This is a genomic window from Rhizobium sp. PP-F2F-G48 (genome assembly GCF_004342335.1).
Classification (GTDB): Bacteria; Pseudomonadota; Alphaproteobacteria; order Rhizobiales; family Rhizobiaceae; genus Ferranicluibacter.
Genome location: NZ_SLVH01000009.1, coordinates 141,732 through 156,500, shown reverse-complemented (window position 1 = coordinate 156,500; position 14,769 = coordinate 141,732). Strand labels below are relative to the sequence as shown.

15 protein-coding genes are annotated in these 14,769 nt (G+C 64.8%); 4 read left to right on the top strand and 11 right to left on the bottom strand.

Going from position 1 to position 14,769, the window contains the following annotated elements; translation table 11 throughout:
* The first annotated feature begins 98 nt into the window (after positions 1–98).
* On the top strand, positions 99–983 hold the full coding sequence (locus tag C8J36_RS19375; protein WP_132537003.1) for a LysR family transcriptional regulator: 885 nt from the start codon (positions 99–101) through the stop codon (positions 981–983).
* A 128-nt stretch (positions 984–1,111) separates the two neighbouring features.
* Here C8J36_RS19375 and C8J36_RS19370 read toward each other — a convergent pair whose 3' ends face one another.
* The 8 genes from C8J36_RS19370 to C8J36_RS19335 form a co-directional block, all read right to left on the bottom strand.
* Positions 1,112–1,642 carry a DUF992 domain-containing protein gene (locus tag C8J36_RS19370; RefSeq protein ID WP_062596903.1) on the bottom strand — a complete coding sequence of 177 codons (531 nt, stop codon included), beginning with the start codon at positions 1,640–1,642 and terminating at the stop codon, positions 1,112–1,114.
* A 108-nt stretch (positions 1,643–1,750) separates the two neighbouring features.
* A complete protein-coding gene (locus C8J36_RS19365) occupies positions 1,751–2,008 on the bottom strand; it encodes a BON domain-containing protein (protein WP_132537002.1) in 258 nt (85 codons plus the stop codon).
* Between the two features lie 116 nt (positions 2,009–2,124).
* Positions 2,125–2,304, bottom strand: a complete 180-nt coding sequence (locus C8J36_RS19360; RefSeq protein WP_132537001.1) for a CsbD family protein — start codon at positions 2,302–2,304, stop codon at positions 2,125–2,127.
* Between the two features lie 158 nt (positions 2,305–2,462).
* Positions 2,463–3,971, bottom strand: a complete 1,509-nt coding sequence (locus tag C8J36_RS19355) for a helix-turn-helix transcriptional regulator (protein ID WP_132537000.1) — start codon at positions 3,969–3,971, stop codon at positions 2,463–2,465.
* Between the two features lie 37 nt (positions 3,972–4,008).
* The gene (locus C8J36_RS19350; RefSeq protein ID WP_132536999.1) at positions 4,009–4,560 is read right to left on the bottom strand and encodes a DedA family protein; all 552 of its coding nucleotides are present in this window, start codon (positions 4,558–4,560) and stop codon (positions 4,009–4,011) included.
* Between the two features lie 189 nt (positions 4,561–4,749).
* Positions 4,750–5,949, bottom strand: a complete 1,200-nt coding sequence (gene pcaF / locus C8J36_RS19345; protein ID WP_132536998.1) for a 3-oxoadipyl-CoA thiolase — start codon at positions 5,947–5,949, stop codon at positions 4,750–4,752.
* A gap of 14 nt (positions 5,950–5,963) precedes the next feature.
* Positions 5,964–6,653 carry a 3-oxoacid CoA-transferase subunit B gene (locus tag C8J36_RS19340; RefSeq protein WP_132536997.1) on the bottom strand — a complete coding sequence of 230 codons (690 nt, stop codon included), beginning with the start codon at positions 6,651–6,653 and terminating at the stop codon, positions 5,964–5,966.
* Positions 6,650–7,357, bottom strand: a complete 708-nt coding sequence (locus tag C8J36_RS19335; RefSeq protein WP_132536996.1) for a 3-oxoacid CoA-transferase subunit A — start codon at positions 7,355–7,357, stop codon at positions 6,650–6,652. The genes C8J36_RS19340 and C8J36_RS19335 overlap by 4 nt, the downstream gene beginning before the upstream one ends.
* 156 nt (positions 7,358–7,513) lie before the next feature.
* Between C8J36_RS19335 and C8J36_RS19330 the strand changes: the two genes are divergently transcribed.
* Positions 7,514–8,251, top strand: a complete 738-nt coding sequence (locus C8J36_RS19330) for an IclR family transcriptional regulator C-terminal domain-containing protein (RefSeq protein ID WP_165915114.1) — start codon at positions 7,514–7,516, stop codon at positions 8,249–8,251.
* A gap of 33 nt (positions 8,252–8,284) precedes the next feature.
* Here C8J36_RS19330 and C8J36_RS19325 read toward each other — a convergent pair whose 3' ends face one another.
* Both C8J36_RS19325 and C8J36_RS19320 read right to left on the bottom strand, forming a co-directional pair.
* Positions 8,285–10,957, bottom strand: coding sequence for a glucosidase (locus tag C8J36_RS19325; protein WP_132536995.1), 2,673 nt, complete (start codon positions 10,955–10,957; stop codon positions 8,285–8,287).
* Between the two features lie 38 nt (positions 10,958–10,995).
* Complete coding sequence (locus C8J36_RS19320) at positions 10,996–11,409, bottom strand: helix-turn-helix domain-containing protein (RefSeq protein WP_132536994.1); 414 nt, start codon at positions 11,407–11,409, stop codon at positions 10,996–10,998.
* A gap of 119 nt (positions 11,410–11,528) precedes the next feature.
* On the opposite strand from C8J36_RS19320, the gene C8J36_RS19315 reads away from it, so the two are divergent.
* Both C8J36_RS19315 and C8J36_RS19310 read left to right on the top strand, forming a co-directional pair.
* The gene (locus tag C8J36_RS19315) at positions 11,529–12,299 is read left to right on the top strand and encodes an SDR family oxidoreductase (RefSeq protein WP_132536993.1); all 771 of its coding nucleotides are present in this window, start codon (positions 11,529–11,531) and stop codon (positions 12,297–12,299) included.
* A 200-nt stretch (positions 12,300–12,499) separates the two neighbouring features.
* The gene (locus tag C8J36_RS19310) at positions 12,500–13,186 is read left to right on the top strand and encodes a CHASE3 domain-containing protein (protein ID WP_132536992.1); all 687 of its coding nucleotides are present in this window, start codon (positions 12,500–12,502) and stop codon (positions 13,184–13,186) included.
* A 52-nt stretch (positions 13,187–13,238) separates the two neighbouring features.
* On the opposite strand, the gene C8J36_RS19305 is transcribed toward C8J36_RS19310, so the two are convergent.
* Positions 13,239–14,648, bottom strand: a complete 1,410-nt coding sequence (locus tag C8J36_RS19305) for an MFS transporter (RefSeq protein ID WP_132536991.1) — start codon at positions 14,646–14,648, stop codon at positions 13,239–13,241.
* Positions 14,649–14,769 lie beyond the last annotated feature (121 nt).

Below are 14,769 nucleotides of genomic sequence, written 5' to 3'. Positions count from 1 at the left end.
GCCTTTCCGTTGCAGGTTTCGATGGACACAGACTAGATCCTGGCGATTGTAGCGATAAGCCGCTAATCCGTATCTACGGAGGTAAGGAATTCTAACCAATGAACGTCGATCTGAACGCGCTGTCCGTTTTCGTTCTCGTTGCCGAAGAGCGAAATTTCCGCGCCGCCGCGGATCGCATGGGCGTCACCCGATCCGCCGTCAGCCAGACGATCCGCAGGCTCGAGGAGACGCTCGGCATCGCTCTTGTCACGCGGACGACACGGAGCGTCACCTTGACCGAGGCGGGCGAGCAGCTCTATCGGAGTGCGGCACCGGCGGTCGCCGAGATGCACGCGGCCATGGAAAGTGCGAGCGTTCCCTCCGGCCCGCCGCGTGGACAGCTGCGGCTCGCCGTTTCCTCCATCGCCGAGAGTTTTTTGACCGGGCCGCTGCTTGCGACCTTCGCGGAGGCGCATCGCCAGGTGAAACTGCACATCACGGTGACGGACGAGGAGTTCGACATCGTGGCCGAGGGCTATGATGCGGGGGTTCGGCTCGGCGAGGTGATCGCGCAGGATATGATCGCGATACCGGTCTCGGCCGAGCAGCGTCAGCTTCCGTTCGCATCGCCGGACTATCTTCGCGCCCATGGCACCCCGTCCCATCCGCGCGAGCTGAGCGACCGGCGCTGCATCGGCTGGCGCGCCGGCGTCCATCTCGCGCCCTATCGCTGGGAATTCGAGGAAGACGGAAAAGCGTTTTCGGTCGCGGTCGATGATGCCATCACGACGACCGACATGGCGTTGATGATCCGCCTCGCCGTGGCCGGGGCGGGCATCACGTTCGGCCTGGAGGAAAGTTTTCGCGCGCCGGTGGCGCGCGGCGAACTGGTGCCGCTGCTCGAGCCGTTCTGTCCCCGGTTTCCCGGCTTCTACCTCTATTACCCGAACCGCCACAACATGGCGCCCAAGCTTCGGGCCTTCATCGATCACCTGAAGCGCTGATGCGCAGGCGATCCCGCCTCTTTCCCGTCAGCAACACTCTTTCCGTCGTGGCATGTGAAAGGGGCAGGACCTTTCGGCCCCACCCCCATCGTTCTCTTTCAGGTCAATTCGCCGTCAGATCATAGCCATCAGCTTGCGGGACGCAGCTGCAGGCGGGAGATGCCGGCGGCGACGTTAAGGCCGGTTCCGGCCTGCGTGCTCAGCGGCTGGAGGCCAAAATTCTTGGCATTGCCACCGACAAGTGCGTTGGCGCCGAGACCAAGGCCGACGGCGGCACTGGCCGACGCGCCGACATAGGTGCCGGCGAGGCTGCCCTGACCAACCGTGGTGGGCACCGTATTGACGACGATCCAGCGCAGATAGGACGTGCCGGTGATGCCGACGTCGATGCCGAGCTTGCCGATCGTGCCCGTATACCGTTCCGTTTTTCCGCCGCGCTGGGCGAAGGTGCAATCGACGGCCTTGCTTGACCCGATCAGCAGGCCGATGCCGCCGGCCACCTCGCAGGACAGCGTGCCCAGGCGCTCACGCGGCTCGTCTGCAACGACGCGGCTGTGATGCTTCTTGGCAGGCGTCTTTGCAGGCGTCATGTCGGCCGCCGACGCGGTGGTGCCGACGGCAAGGGTTGCAGCAAGGGCGAGGATGAGGGTCTTCTTCATAGGATACTCCGATATTGACGATATGCGTTGTGGTCGTGTGTGATGTGTGTTGGAGAGCCGAGCGCCGAAACGCGCCCGTGATAACGCGCCTGTGATCGGGCCGCAGTCTCAGGCCGCAGTGGGCGCGACGATCTCGATGTCGCTGACGACGCGGCGCGGCGACAGGTCGGCCGCGATGTCGATGGCCATCTCGATCGCCTCACAGCTTGGGGCGGTTCCCGAGAGCAGGACGTGGTCGTCGCGTACGGAAACGTCGATCCTGCACTCTTCCAGCCCATAGGTATAGGCAAGGACGCAGGCGATCGTCGCTTCGGTCGAGCCGAGGTCCGGCGTCAGGACGCCGTTCGAAAGAACGGGGAACAACATGATGGCTCTGCCTCTCAAACGGGCTATTGGTCGGGCTTTCGGCCGGTCGCTCAAGGTGGGATCGTTTGGCCTGCGACCCGGCTCCCGAGGGGGCGGGAGCCGGGAGCCATGGCGGCTTATTTCAGCGCGTCCTTGATAGCATCCTTGGCCTTGCCGATCGTGCTCTGGGTCTTGCCCTCGACCTTGTCGGCCTTGCCTTCGGCTTCGAGGCGCTCGTTGCCGACCAGCTTGCCGACGGCTTCCTTGATCGTGCCCTTGACGTCCTTGGCTCCGCCTTCGATACGGTTCTTGTCCATTCCGATTCTCCTTAAAACACGTGTTCAGGTTCAGATGGCAGCGAGGGTGCCGCTGTCATGACACGGAAATAAGGAAGTTGGATTGAGGATTTCAGAGCGGAAAATACCAGTCCGCCTAGTATCAAATGACCTTTTTCAGGGTTGCCGACGATTTTTCGCTATTTTTGTCGGCCGGGCCGTTTGGCGAGCTTGGCGTCCGGCAGGCCGGTGAAGCCGCGCTCCCGCGCCCAGATGACCGCTGCGGCACGGCGGTTGACGCCGATCTTGCCGTAGAGCGAGGCAATGTGATTGCGGATCGTGTTCTTGGAGAGGTGCAGGGTGTCGCTCATCTCCGCATCGGTCTGCCCACTGCAGACCAAGCCGAGGATTTCCCGTTCCCGGTCGCTCAGCGCCACGAGTTGCGCCGACGGTGCGGCCGTCGAGGTCTGCTTCAAGGTTGCCAGTCGATCGACGATCGAGCGGCTCAGCCAGGAGGTATCGGCCATCACGCTTTCGATCGCCTCCACCAGCTGCGCTTCGCTCCGGCGGCGTTCGGTCACGTCCTGGAGGGCCCAGATGACGCATTGCTCGTCGTTGATCTCGACGCGCTCGGCCGAGACGAGGCATTCGGCGAAGGCACCGTCCTTCTGCTTCATACGCATCGGCTCGTCGCGCACAAAGGTATTGTCGCGCAGCTTCTGTTCCAGGCCACGGCGCGCGGCAACATCGTCCCACAGGTGCAGCTCGCCGGCCGTCCGGCCAATGACATCGCTGGCGGCATAGCCCGAGATCTGCAGGAAGGCATCGTTCGCCTCGGTGAAGACGAAATCGTCTAGCCGCGAGATGGCTGCGGGGGCAGGCGACAGGCGGAAGGATTTCGAGAAACGCTCCTCGCTCTGGCGCAGGGCGTTCTGCGCCTTCCGGCGCGCGTCCAGATCGGCGAAGGTGAAGAGCATGCACGGCTCCTCCACCACGGCGATCGGCTCGCCGGCAACGATCACCAGCCGGTCGCCGCCGACCGGCAGCGGCACCAGCGCCTCGCGATGCCGGATGACGCGGCCCTCGCCGAGCTTCGTCAGCGCGTCCTCGCCGCTCTCGCAGTTGGAAAACAGCCCGATCGCCTCCACCGTGCGACCGATGATGTCTTCCTTCATGAAGCCGGTCATTTCCAGAAAGCCCTGGTTGACGCGAATGAACCGCTGGTCGTCCAGACGGCAGATGAGGCCGGGGGCGGGGTTGGCATTGAAGGACCGCTCGAATCGCTCCTCCGCTTCGAAGCGGGGCGTCTCGTCGCGGACGACAAGCGCCAGAACGGTCTCGTCCGCGTCTTTGCCGGCAATCGCCATGCTCCGGTTCGTATGCACCCAGGCGGTATCGAGATCGCTCGCCGGCGAGATCTCCACGGTCACGTCCTCGACGGTTTCCCCCGCCAGAAGACGCTCGATCGGATACTCTCCTTCCTCCAGCGGGTGATTGTTGCGGTAGCGCAGGGTGAAGGTCCGCCGATAGCCTTTCGCGTCGCCGCCGAGGTCGGCGATGGTCTCGACGCGGTGCATCGCGAGCGCCGCGGCGTTGGCGAAGGTGATGCGACCCTTCTCATCGAGGAAGATGACGCCTTCGCTGATGCCGCCGAGGAATTCCTGAAGGGTGGCTCGGTCGAGGCTCGGGGCTTTCAGGCGTTCGGGCATGTTGGTCTTCCGGTTGATGCGGCGCAGGCAGGAACGGCTATCGGGTCTGGGAGCGGACGACCATGGTGGTTGCCACAATCGCAAGGACCAGAGCCGCCAGCGCGATGAGAAGGTGGATGTGCAGGCGCAGATGGCCGAACAGGGTCTGCACGGCATTGCCGAAGAGGAAGCCGATGGCGGTGATCGCGGTGCCCCAGAGACACGCGGCAATGCCGTTCAGCACGAGAAAACGCAGTGCGGAAATGTTGGTCCGGCTGATCAGCAGCGGGCTGATGATGCGCATGCCGTAGATGAAGCGGAAGGCGAGGATGAAGCCGACCGGATACCGCTCCAGCAGACCTTTCGCGCGGCGCATGGCCGGGGTCGCCTCAAGCCGCGAGACGAAGCGAAACCGCGCGGCATGGCGACCGATCAGGAAGAACAGCTGGTCGGCCACGAACGAGCCGAGCGCCGCAGCGGCTGCGACCTGCCAATAGACGAGCAGGCCGCGATGGGCGAGCACGCCGCCGAGGAAGGCGACGGCCTCCCCCTCGACACCCGCGCCGATGAGAACGGCCCAGATGCCGTAGGCGGAGATCAGCGCTTCCAAACAGCGCCGCCTGCTATCCGCGCACCGCGCCCCGAACCCCCGGCCATATGTAACCCTCCATCAACGATCGCTTTTCAAGATAGCTCTCGATCGCGTTTTTTGAAGAGCGCGCCGGACCGGAGATGAAAAGGTCTCATGTGATGAAGAGCGTGCCCCGCCATCGTCGCTGCGGGGCACGCGGTTCCTGCCTCAGACGCGTTCGAAGGCCACCGCGATGCCCTGGCCGACGCCGATGCACATGGTCGCGAGCGCGCGGCGATGGCTTCCGAGCGAGAGCTCGAGTGCGGCCGTTCCGGCGATGCGCGCACCGGACATTCCCAAGGGATGCCCGAGAGCGATGGCGCCGCCGTTGCGGTTCACATGGGCGGCATCCTCCGGAATGCCGAGCGCCCGCAGGACGGCGATGGCCTGGGAGGCAAAGGCCTCGTTCAGTTCCACCACGTCGAAGTCTGTCGGCGAGAGGCCGAGGCGCGCCGTCAGCTTCTGTGTCGCCGGCACGGGACCGATGCCCATGACCCGTGGGGGCACGCCGGCCGCAGCACCCCCGAGGATGCGCGCGATCGGGGTCAGGCCATGACGTCTGGCTGCGGCTTCGGACGCGATGATCAGCGCCGCCGCGCCATCGTTGACGCCGGACGCATTGCCCGCCGTGACGGTGCCCGCCTTGCTGACGGATCTCAGGCCCGCAAGTGCCGCGAGGCTCGTCGCGCGGGGGTGCTCGTCCTTGGCGACGACGAGCGGATCGCCCTTGCGCTGGGGAACGCTGACCGGCGTTATCTCGCGCTCGAGACGACCATTCGCCTGCGCGGCGGCGGCCTTCTCCTGCGAACGGACCGAGAAGAGGTCCTGATCTTCTCGCGAGATGTGAAAATCGGCAGCGACGTTGTCACCGGTCTCCGGCATGGAATCGACGCCATAAAGCGCTTTCATCTGCGGGTTGACGAAACGCCAGCCGATCGTCGTGTCATGAATTTCCGCCTGACGGGAATAGGCCGTCTCCGCCTTGGGCATGACGAAGGGTGCGCGGCTCATGCTTTCCACGCCGCCGGCGATCATCAGCTCGGCTTCGCCCGAGCGGATCGCCCGCGCGGCGCTGATCACCGCATCCATGCCGGAGCCGCAGAGGCGGTTGATCGTCGTCCCGCCGACCGTGAGCGGCAGGCCGGCGAGCAGAAGCGACATGCGGGCGACATTGCGGTTGTCTTCGCCGGCCTGATTGGCGCAGCCGAAAATCACGTCATCGACGGCCTCCCAATCGACCGCGGCGTTGCGTGCCATCAGCGCTTTCAGCGGCACGGCTCCCAGATCGTCGGGGCGGACGGACGCGAGCGCGCCGCCGAAGCGGCCGATCGGCGTGCGGATATAGTCGCAGATGAAAGCCTCTGGCATGGGCTCAGCTCCTTCTAGAGTTCGGGCACGACGAGATCGACGACCGGGGCGGCGACATGGAGCGGCGCACCCGTCATGGCCTGCAGATCGTCCATCGACAGGGCCGCAAGCTTCTCGCGCACCACGAAGCGGCCATCCGCGATATCGATGACGGCGTGGCTGGTATAGACCCGCGTGATGCAGGCCACGCCGGTCAGCGGAAAGCTGCAGGCCTCGACCAGCTTCGGCTTGCCGTCCTTCGTCACGTGCTCGGTGATGACGAAGACCTGCTTTGCGCCGTGCACCAGATCCATCGCGCCGCCAACGGCGGGGACGCCCTTGGAGCCGACCCGCCAATTGGCAAGATCGCCGGTCTGGGCGACCTGATAGGCGCCGAGAATGGCGACGTCGAGGTGTCCGCCGCGCACCATGGCGAAGCTGTCGGCATGGTGGAAGAAGGCGGCGCCCGGGTTCAAGGTCACGGCCCGCTTGCCGGCATTGATCAGATCCCAGTCTTCCTGTCCGGGCGGCGGTGGCTCGCCGAAATCGAGAATGCCGTTCTCTGTGTGGAAGATCGCCCGGCGACCGGGCGGCTGATAGCGCGCCACCATTTCGGGAAAGCCGATGCCGAGATTGACATAGGCGCCGTCTTCGATGTCCTGCGCGGCACGCCAGGCGATCTGGGCGTTGGAAAGTTTGATGTCGTCGAGGCTTTCGGTGCTCATGCGTAGGATACTCCGGCCCGAATAAGGTCTTCTTCCTGCTGCGGATGTTCGACCTCTGCGATGCGATTCACGAAGAGGCCCGGCGTGACGACATGCTCCGGATCGATCTCGCCGGGCGCGACGATCCTGGATACCTGCGCGATCGTCGTCGTCGCGGCCATGCACATCAGCGGATTGAAGTTCCGTCCGGCCTTGTTGTAGGTCAGATTGCCGTGGCGATCGCCCAAATGAGCTTTGACGATGGCGAAATCCGCCTTCAGCCAGCGCTCCTGCACGTAGTGGCGCCCGTCGAATTCGGCGATCGGCTTGCCTTCGGCAAGCTCGGTGCCATAGGCGGTCGGGGTGTAGAAGGCGGGAATGCCGGCGCCGCCTGCGCGGATGCGTTCGGCCAGCGTGCCCTGGGGCACGAGTTCCAGCTCGATCTCGCCGGCGAGATAGCGATCCGTGAAGGCACGGGGATCGGACGAGCGCGGAAACGAGCAGATCATCTTGCGCACCATGCCGGCGTCGATCATCGCGGCAATCCCGATGCGGCCGTTGCCGGCATTGTTGTTGATCACGGTGAGCCCGGTCGGGCGCCTGTCGATCAGGGCATGAATGAGTTCGATCGGTGCGCCCGATCCACCAAAGCCGCCGATCATGATGGTGGCGCCATCGCCGATATCCTTGACCGCGTCGGCCGTGTTCTTGACCGTCTTGTCCACTGCGTCCTCCTCGGGGGAACCGGATCTTTCATCAGCCGGCAATGCGAAACGATAAGGCGATCGCCCATCGACGGCAACGGATTTGTGCGATATCGTGCATTTGTTGCGATATCGCACAATGGGAGTTGAGCTGTGGAGACGAAGCAGAGCGACATGATGGGCGGGCTCGCCAAGGGTTTGCGGGTCATCGAGGCCTTCACGGTCGAAACGCCGCGCCTCAGCATTTCCGAAGCGTCGGCCATTGCGGGGCTCGACCGGGCGACGACCCGCCGCTGCCTGCTGACGCTCGCGGAACACGGCTACTGCGCCTATGACGGCAAGTACTTTACGGTCACGCCGCGGGTGCTGAGACTCGGCACGGGCTGCCTTGCCACGATGCCGCTGCCACGCATCGTCCAGCCATGGCTCGACGCGCTCTCGGAAGAGATCGGCCAGAGCACCTCGGTCGCCATCCTTGACGAGGCCGAGATCGTCTATGTCGCGCGGGCGGCGCAACGGAAGGTGATGTCGATCGCGCTGATGCCGGGTTCACGCCTGCCGGCATATTGCACCTCGATGGGCCGCGTGCTGCTGGCGGCCCTGCCGGCCGAGACCGCGCGAAACCGTCTTCTCGCAGCGCCGCTCCCCCAGCGGACGCCGCGGACGATCACGGAGATCGATAGGCTGATGACCGCGCTGGACCGGGTTCGGACCGAGGGATATGGGGTCGTCGACGAGGAGGTCGAACTCGGGTTGCGGTCGATCGCCGTTCCCATCGTCAACGCCCGAGGAGCGACCGTTGCGGCGCTGAATACGGGGTTTCCCGCGTCCTCGGAAACGATGGAGAAAGCCCAAGAGAGGTTCCTTGGTCCGCTTCTTCATGTGCGACAGGAGCTGTCCCGCATCCTCAACTGATGCCTCCCGCATGGCAGACGGCAGTGTTTCGCGTCACGTGCGCCGGTCGGGTTTCAACAGCAGGGCCACCAGCGCCGTCCACCCGGTCTGGTGCGAAGCGCCGAGGCCCTGTCCGGTGTCGCCATGGAAGAACTCGTTGAAGGTGATGCGGTCGATATCGGCGGGGTCGCTCGCGTCGCCGGGACGGATCATCGCCGGGCGTCGGCCTTCATCGTCTTTCAGAAACAGCGCGCAGAGGCGGCGGCAAATCTCGTCGCAGATGGCGGGCAGGCCGAGCATCCGGCCGGAGCCGGCGGGACACTCGATCGCGAATCCGTCGCCATAGAAGCGGTCGAACTCGCGCAGCGCATCGATGATCATGGCGTTGAGCGGCATCCAGACCGGTCCGCGCCAGTTGGAATTGCCGCCGAACATCGCCGATTTGGACAGCCCCGGCTCGTAGCGAACCTCGAAGCGCGCGCCGTCCAGATCGAGCGCGAAGGGGGTTTCCTCATGCGCTTTGGACAGCGACCGCAGGCCAAAGGGCGAGAGGAACTCGGTCTCGTCCAGCATGCGCGTCAGAAGTGCGGTCATGCGGCTGCGACGCAGAAGCGAGAGCAGCAGGCGCCTGTCCTGCCCGGGCTCGGTAAAGCGGGAGACCTGACCGGTGAGGTCCGGCCGGTGCTTCAGCATCCAGCCGAGGCGTGCCGCGAAACCTGGATGCCGCGTCGCGATATCGGCATCCAGCACCTCGACGGCGCAGAGCGGGATCAGCCCGACCAGCGAACGGACGCGCAGCGTCGTCTCACTGCCGTCCGGCAGCACCAGGGCATCGTAGAAGAAGCCGTCTTCGTCATCCCACAGGCCGCGGCCACTCTCGCCCTTCTCGGCCTCGCTGCCGCCGACATGGGTCATGGCCGAGGCGATGGTCAGAAAATGCTCGAAGAACTTCGATGCGACGTCCTCATAGACCGCGTTCTCTCGGGCAAGTTCGAGCGCCATCCGCATGAGGTTCAGCGCATACATCGCCATCCAGGCGGTGCCGTCCGATTGTTCGATATAGCCGCCGCCGGGGATCGGTTTCGATCGGTCGAACACGCCGATATTGTCGAGTCCGAGAAACCCGCCCTGGAACAGGTTGCGGCCGGCCGCATCCTTGCGGTTCACCCACCAGGTGAAGTTGATCATCAGCTTGTGGAAGATCCGCTCCAGAAAGGCCCGGTCGGCCGTGCCGGTCAGCGCCGCATCCATCCTGTAGACGCGGAGGGCGGCAAAGGCATGGATCGGGGGATTGGCATCGTCGAACGCCCATTCATAGGCCGGCAGCTGCCCGCTCGGATGCATGTACCATTCGCGGGTGAGGAGCAGGAGCTGGCCCTTGGCGAAGGCGGGATCGACGAGGGCGGCGCTGATCGCGTGGAAGGCGAGATCCCAGGAGGCGTACCAGGGATATTCCCACTTGTCCGGCATCAGCACGACATCGGTATTGGCGAGATGCGTCCAGTCGGCATTGCGGCCGCTGCGGCGCGCCTCGGGCGGTGGAGGACGCGTCGGATCGCCATCGAGCCAGCGCTTGACGTCGTAGCGATAGACCTGCTTCGACCAGAGCAGGCTTCCCAGCGCCTGACGCTGCACGAGCCGGGCGTCCGGGTCGGAGATGTCGGCCTGCACGCAGGCGTAGAAATCATCCGCCTCCCGCAAGCGTTGCGCAAAGACCGCGTCGAAGTCCTCGACCGATAGTGGCGTGCTCTCCTCCGGTGACAGGCGATAGCGGAGCACGAGCGTGTCGCCGGCGGCGATGCGATGGTCCGACAGTGCCGCGCATTTGGTGCCATGGTCGGGCAGGGCGGTCGCCTTGCCGCCGATCAGGTGATCGTTGATGGCGTCCTTGAAGGCCTTTCCGTCGTCGCTCTGGAAAAGCTGGGCGTCGTCGGGGAGGCGCCGGATATTGGTCTCGTTCTCGCAGAAGAGCATCTGCGCCGGCTGCAGCGCCCGGAAGCGCCGGGGTGGCAATGCGCGATGGCGGGTCGCGACGCTGTTGTCCTCGACCAGCGTCATCGCGGGCTTTTCGCCCGCAGCGCCCCAGCTCCAGATATTGCGGAAAACGAGCTGCGGCAGGACGTGGAGCGACGCCGCGTCCGGCCCCCGGTTGACGATCGAGACGCGCATCAGAATGTCGTCGGCGGTCGCCTTAACATAGCTTACCGCGACGTCGAAATAGCGGTGCCCATCGAGAACGCCGGTGTCCTCGATCTTGTATTCCGGCAGGTCGCCGCCCTTGCGGCGGGCGTTCTCCGCCACGAGGTCGTCATAGGGGAAGGCTGCCTGCGGATAGCGGTAGAGCATCGTCTGGTAGCTGTGCGACGGTGTCGCATCGAGATACCACCAGACCTCCTTCACATCCTCGCCGTGATTGCCCTCATCATTGGCGAGACCGAACATCCGCTCCTTGACGATCGGGTCCGCGCCGTTCCAGAGCGCTAGCGACAGGCAGAGATATTGGTGTTCGTCGCAAAAGCCGGCGATCCCGTCCTCGCCCCAGCGATAGGCGCGCGAGCGCGCATGGTCGTGCGGAAAAGAGGACCAGGCATCGCCATCGGCGCTGTAATCCTCCCGCACCGTGCCCCATTGCCGCTCGCTGAGAAACGGCCCCCATCGCCGCCAGCCCCCGGCTTCGGCATCCGCGACACGCCGGCCTTCTTCCGTATCGTCCCGTGCGTCTGCCATGCCGGTTCCCGTTTCGTCTTCAAGCGCATCATCTGCGCTCACGCCCTGGCGGCCTTTTCGAAGGTTTCGCGCGCATCATGGACTTTGGCAAGGTTCTCTTCGGCCCAGATCCACACGCCACAGAAGGCCGCGCCAAGGCTCTGGCCAAGCTCGGTCAGCCGATACTCCACCTTGGGCGGAACGACGGGGTGGATCGTGCGCTTGATCAGCCCGTCACGCTCCATCTGTCGAAGCGTCTGCGTCAGCATCTTCTGGCTGATGGTGCCGATCTCACGGCTGAGCTGCGTGAACCGCAGCTCGCCCTTTTCCTCCAGCGTTTCCAGGATCAGCATCGTCCACTTGTCCGCCACGCGGCCGATCAACTCGTGGACCAGCGCTTCGACACGCGGGTCCACGACCTCGGGAAGGATACGAGGCGGCGCCTCGGCGGGACGACGGTGGAGGCTTTGCATCGACACTCTCCTTCGGGTGCGTATAAATCTTTTCGGTGCCTTCTGTTCGATGGAGAGTAGCAACGTTAGCTTCGATTAACAATCAACGCCAACTCCATCCATCACTTGCGAGGCAGGACATGAAAACCAGCGGAAACACCATTCTCGTCACCGGCGGCGCGTCCGGCATCGGGCGCGAACTGGCCGAGCGCTTTCACGCGCAGGGCAACACCGTCATCATCGCCGGCCGCCGGCAGGAGCGCCTGGACGAGGTTGCCGCTGCCCATGAGGGCATCGTCGGCTACGCGCTCGATATCGCCGATCCCGACAGCATCGAAGCCTTCGCGGCGACGGTCGTGCGCAACCATCCGGAGCTGAACGTCCTCATCAACAATGCCGGCGTGATGATGTTCGAGGACCTGACGCGGTCGCGTGACCTCAGCGACGCGGACGCGACCATCGCGACCAATCTCCTCGGCCCGATCCGGCTGACCAATGCCCTGATCGATCATCTGACGACGCGGCCGGATGCCGCCATCGTCAATGTCACCTCGGGCCTCGCCTTCGTGCCGCTGGTTGCGACGCCGACCTATTCCGCGACCAAGGCGGCGATCCATTCCTATACGGTCAGCCTGCGCGACGTACTGAAGGGCAAGGTCGAGGTCATCGAGCTTGCGCCGCCTGCGGTGCAGACGGAGCTGACGCCCGGACAGTCCACGCGCGCAGGCTACATGCCGCTGAACGACTTCATGGACGAGGTCATGGCGCTGTTCTCGCAGCAGCCGACGCCTACCGAGATCCTGGTGGAGAAGGTCGGCTTCCTCCGCTTTGCCGAGGCGGAAAAGCGCTTCGACGAAACGCTTGCGACGCTCAACGACTTTGCGCGGCAGGCGCGGGAGAGCGGGCATTGATCGACAACCCCGCGACATGAGGGAGGGCAGATTATATTTTCGTCCTCTGTCATGAACGGGCTTGTCCGATGCGGTCCTTGTCCCACTTCATGGCGGACGGCACGGCGTCCTATCGAATGTCGCTGGGTCGATGTTGCAGACAGGTCGTCGTTGCCGGGACGCGGGCGCCCGCCGCCCGCCCGGCCATGGGAAAATCGTGAATGGTGGACCTCTCCTTCGATGCATTGCGCGCCCGATATCTGACGACACCGGTATTGTTGCGCTCCATCCCGGTCGGCATCGTCATCGCCGCCGGTGTGGTCGCGACCACCTGGACGCACATGCTGCTCAGCGATCATCAGGACCTCGTCATCCACACCTATGAGGTGATTGACACCACCAAGGACGTGCTGATCGGCCTGGACGATTCTGAGACCGGCCAGCGCGGCTACCTGCTCAGTGGCGACCGCCGCTATCTCGACCCCTACGACAAGGCGCTCAGCCGTCTTTCGGATCTGCGCATCACCCTCCGGGCGCACATCTCCGACAATCCCGAACAGATCACGCGGGTAGAGACGCTGAACGGGATGATCGACGACAAGCTCGGCGAGCTGAAGCGATCGATCGACGTCCACGACACGGACGGTTTCGAGGCGGCTCGAAAGCTGGAGATCGCGATGATGGAGCGCGCCACGATGGACGGCATCCGTCGTGCGATCGGGTCGATCACCGAGAGCGAGAAGGCGCTTCTCTCCGCGCGTCAGTCAGAGGTCGATCGCGACGAAATGCGCATCCGCATCGTCGCAATCCTCGTCGGCCTCGCCTCGTTCCTGACGCGGGCGGCAATCGAGCTTTATCTCGCAAGGCGCGGAGAGGCCGGTGTGGTCCGCAAGCTGCGGAAACGGTGAACGCCCCGATCGGCTGACCGGAGCGCTCATGATCCGCGACGATGGCTCTCTATCAGTCGCCGGCGCAGGCAGCGGCCACCTTCTTCATCGAGACGAGCCAGATGACCAATCCGCAGACGGCAAAGCCCGCGAGCGTCAGATAGGCGGCGGAGAAGCCGTAGTGCGAGACGATCACCCCGGCGATGGCGGGGCTGAGCGACGCGCCGATGCCCTGCACCGTCATGACGGCACCGAGGCCGGCATTGATATGCCCTGTTCCCTTGAGCATGCGCGCGACGAGACCGGGCACGGCGACGCCCAGAAGACCGGCACCGACGCCGTCGAGCATCTGGACAGGAATAAGCGCATAGGGGCTCGGCCAGAGGCCCGCGATCAGGCCGCGAACGGGCAAGGCGACGAGAGCGGCAACAAGAAGCAGGAAGTAGCCGCGCCGTCCGGCGAAGCCGGCAGCGAGAAGGGCGATCGGGATCATCGTCAGCTGCGCGATGATGACGGTCGCAGCCGTGTAGGAGACCGGATCCGACAAGAGGCTCTGCAGCGACGAGGGCTGGCTCACCGGCTGCGCCGCGGGCTGGCCCGGCTTGCTCTGTCCGGGGGGAAGCGTCGTGACAGTGCCGTTGTTCTCCCCGGTGGTGGTCGTGGTATTCGTCGACGCCGTGCCGTCGTCGGTGGGCGCACCGGAACCTTCCGCCTGCGTCGCGACCTGCTGTCCGAGGAGGGGGAGCATGGCGCCGTTGCCGAAATGGAAGAGCATCAGCGTTGCCGCAAGAACGAGGAGCGGCGTGGATTTCCACAAGACGCTGAAGCCCGAGGGCGCCTCGGCGTCCTGGCCCTCCTTCTTCTCGATGCCGCGGGCGGCATCGTGGTCGATATCCTCAGGCTTGATCATGAGAACGGCGACGATCGACCCTGCGGCCATCGCGGTCATGAGGATGAAGACGGCGGTGAGACCGAATTCGTAGCCGAAGAAACCGGCGCCGGCCGCCGCGAAGACGTTGCCGCCATGGTTCCAGGCCTCGTTCCGCCCAAGCTGCGGGGCAAGCCCCTTTTGTCCGACGAGCCCGAGCGTCAGGCCGGCAACGGCGGGGCCGATGGCGGCGCCCGCGATGCCGGTCGCGATCTGCGAGGCCGCGACGAAGGTGAGGGTGGGCACGAACAGGATGGCGAGCGACGCGACGATGACGAGCGCGGCACAGAAGCCGACCATGAAGCGCTTGGCCTTGGAGGCGTCGGCGAGCGCGCCGAGCGGCGTGGTCGCCAGCATGCCGGCAATGCCGCCGATCGTCATGACGACCCCGATGGTCGCCGTGCTCCAGCCCTGGCCGATCAGGAAGATGCCGAGGAAAGGTCCCAGCCCGTCGCGGACGTCCGCGAGGAAGAAATTGACCGCGCTGAGGGCTTTAACCGACCGCGAGCGAGGTTGTACAGGCGCCACATGTGCGCTTGCCGCCATTGTACTCATCGAGGAGTTCCTGTGCTGGGACGTTATGTCGGTTTGAGAATTCCGCTCCGGAACGCGCAAGGCGATCAAAGGTTTCTCATAAAGGGCAAGTTTATCAACGATCTGCTTTCATGCCCGGCGG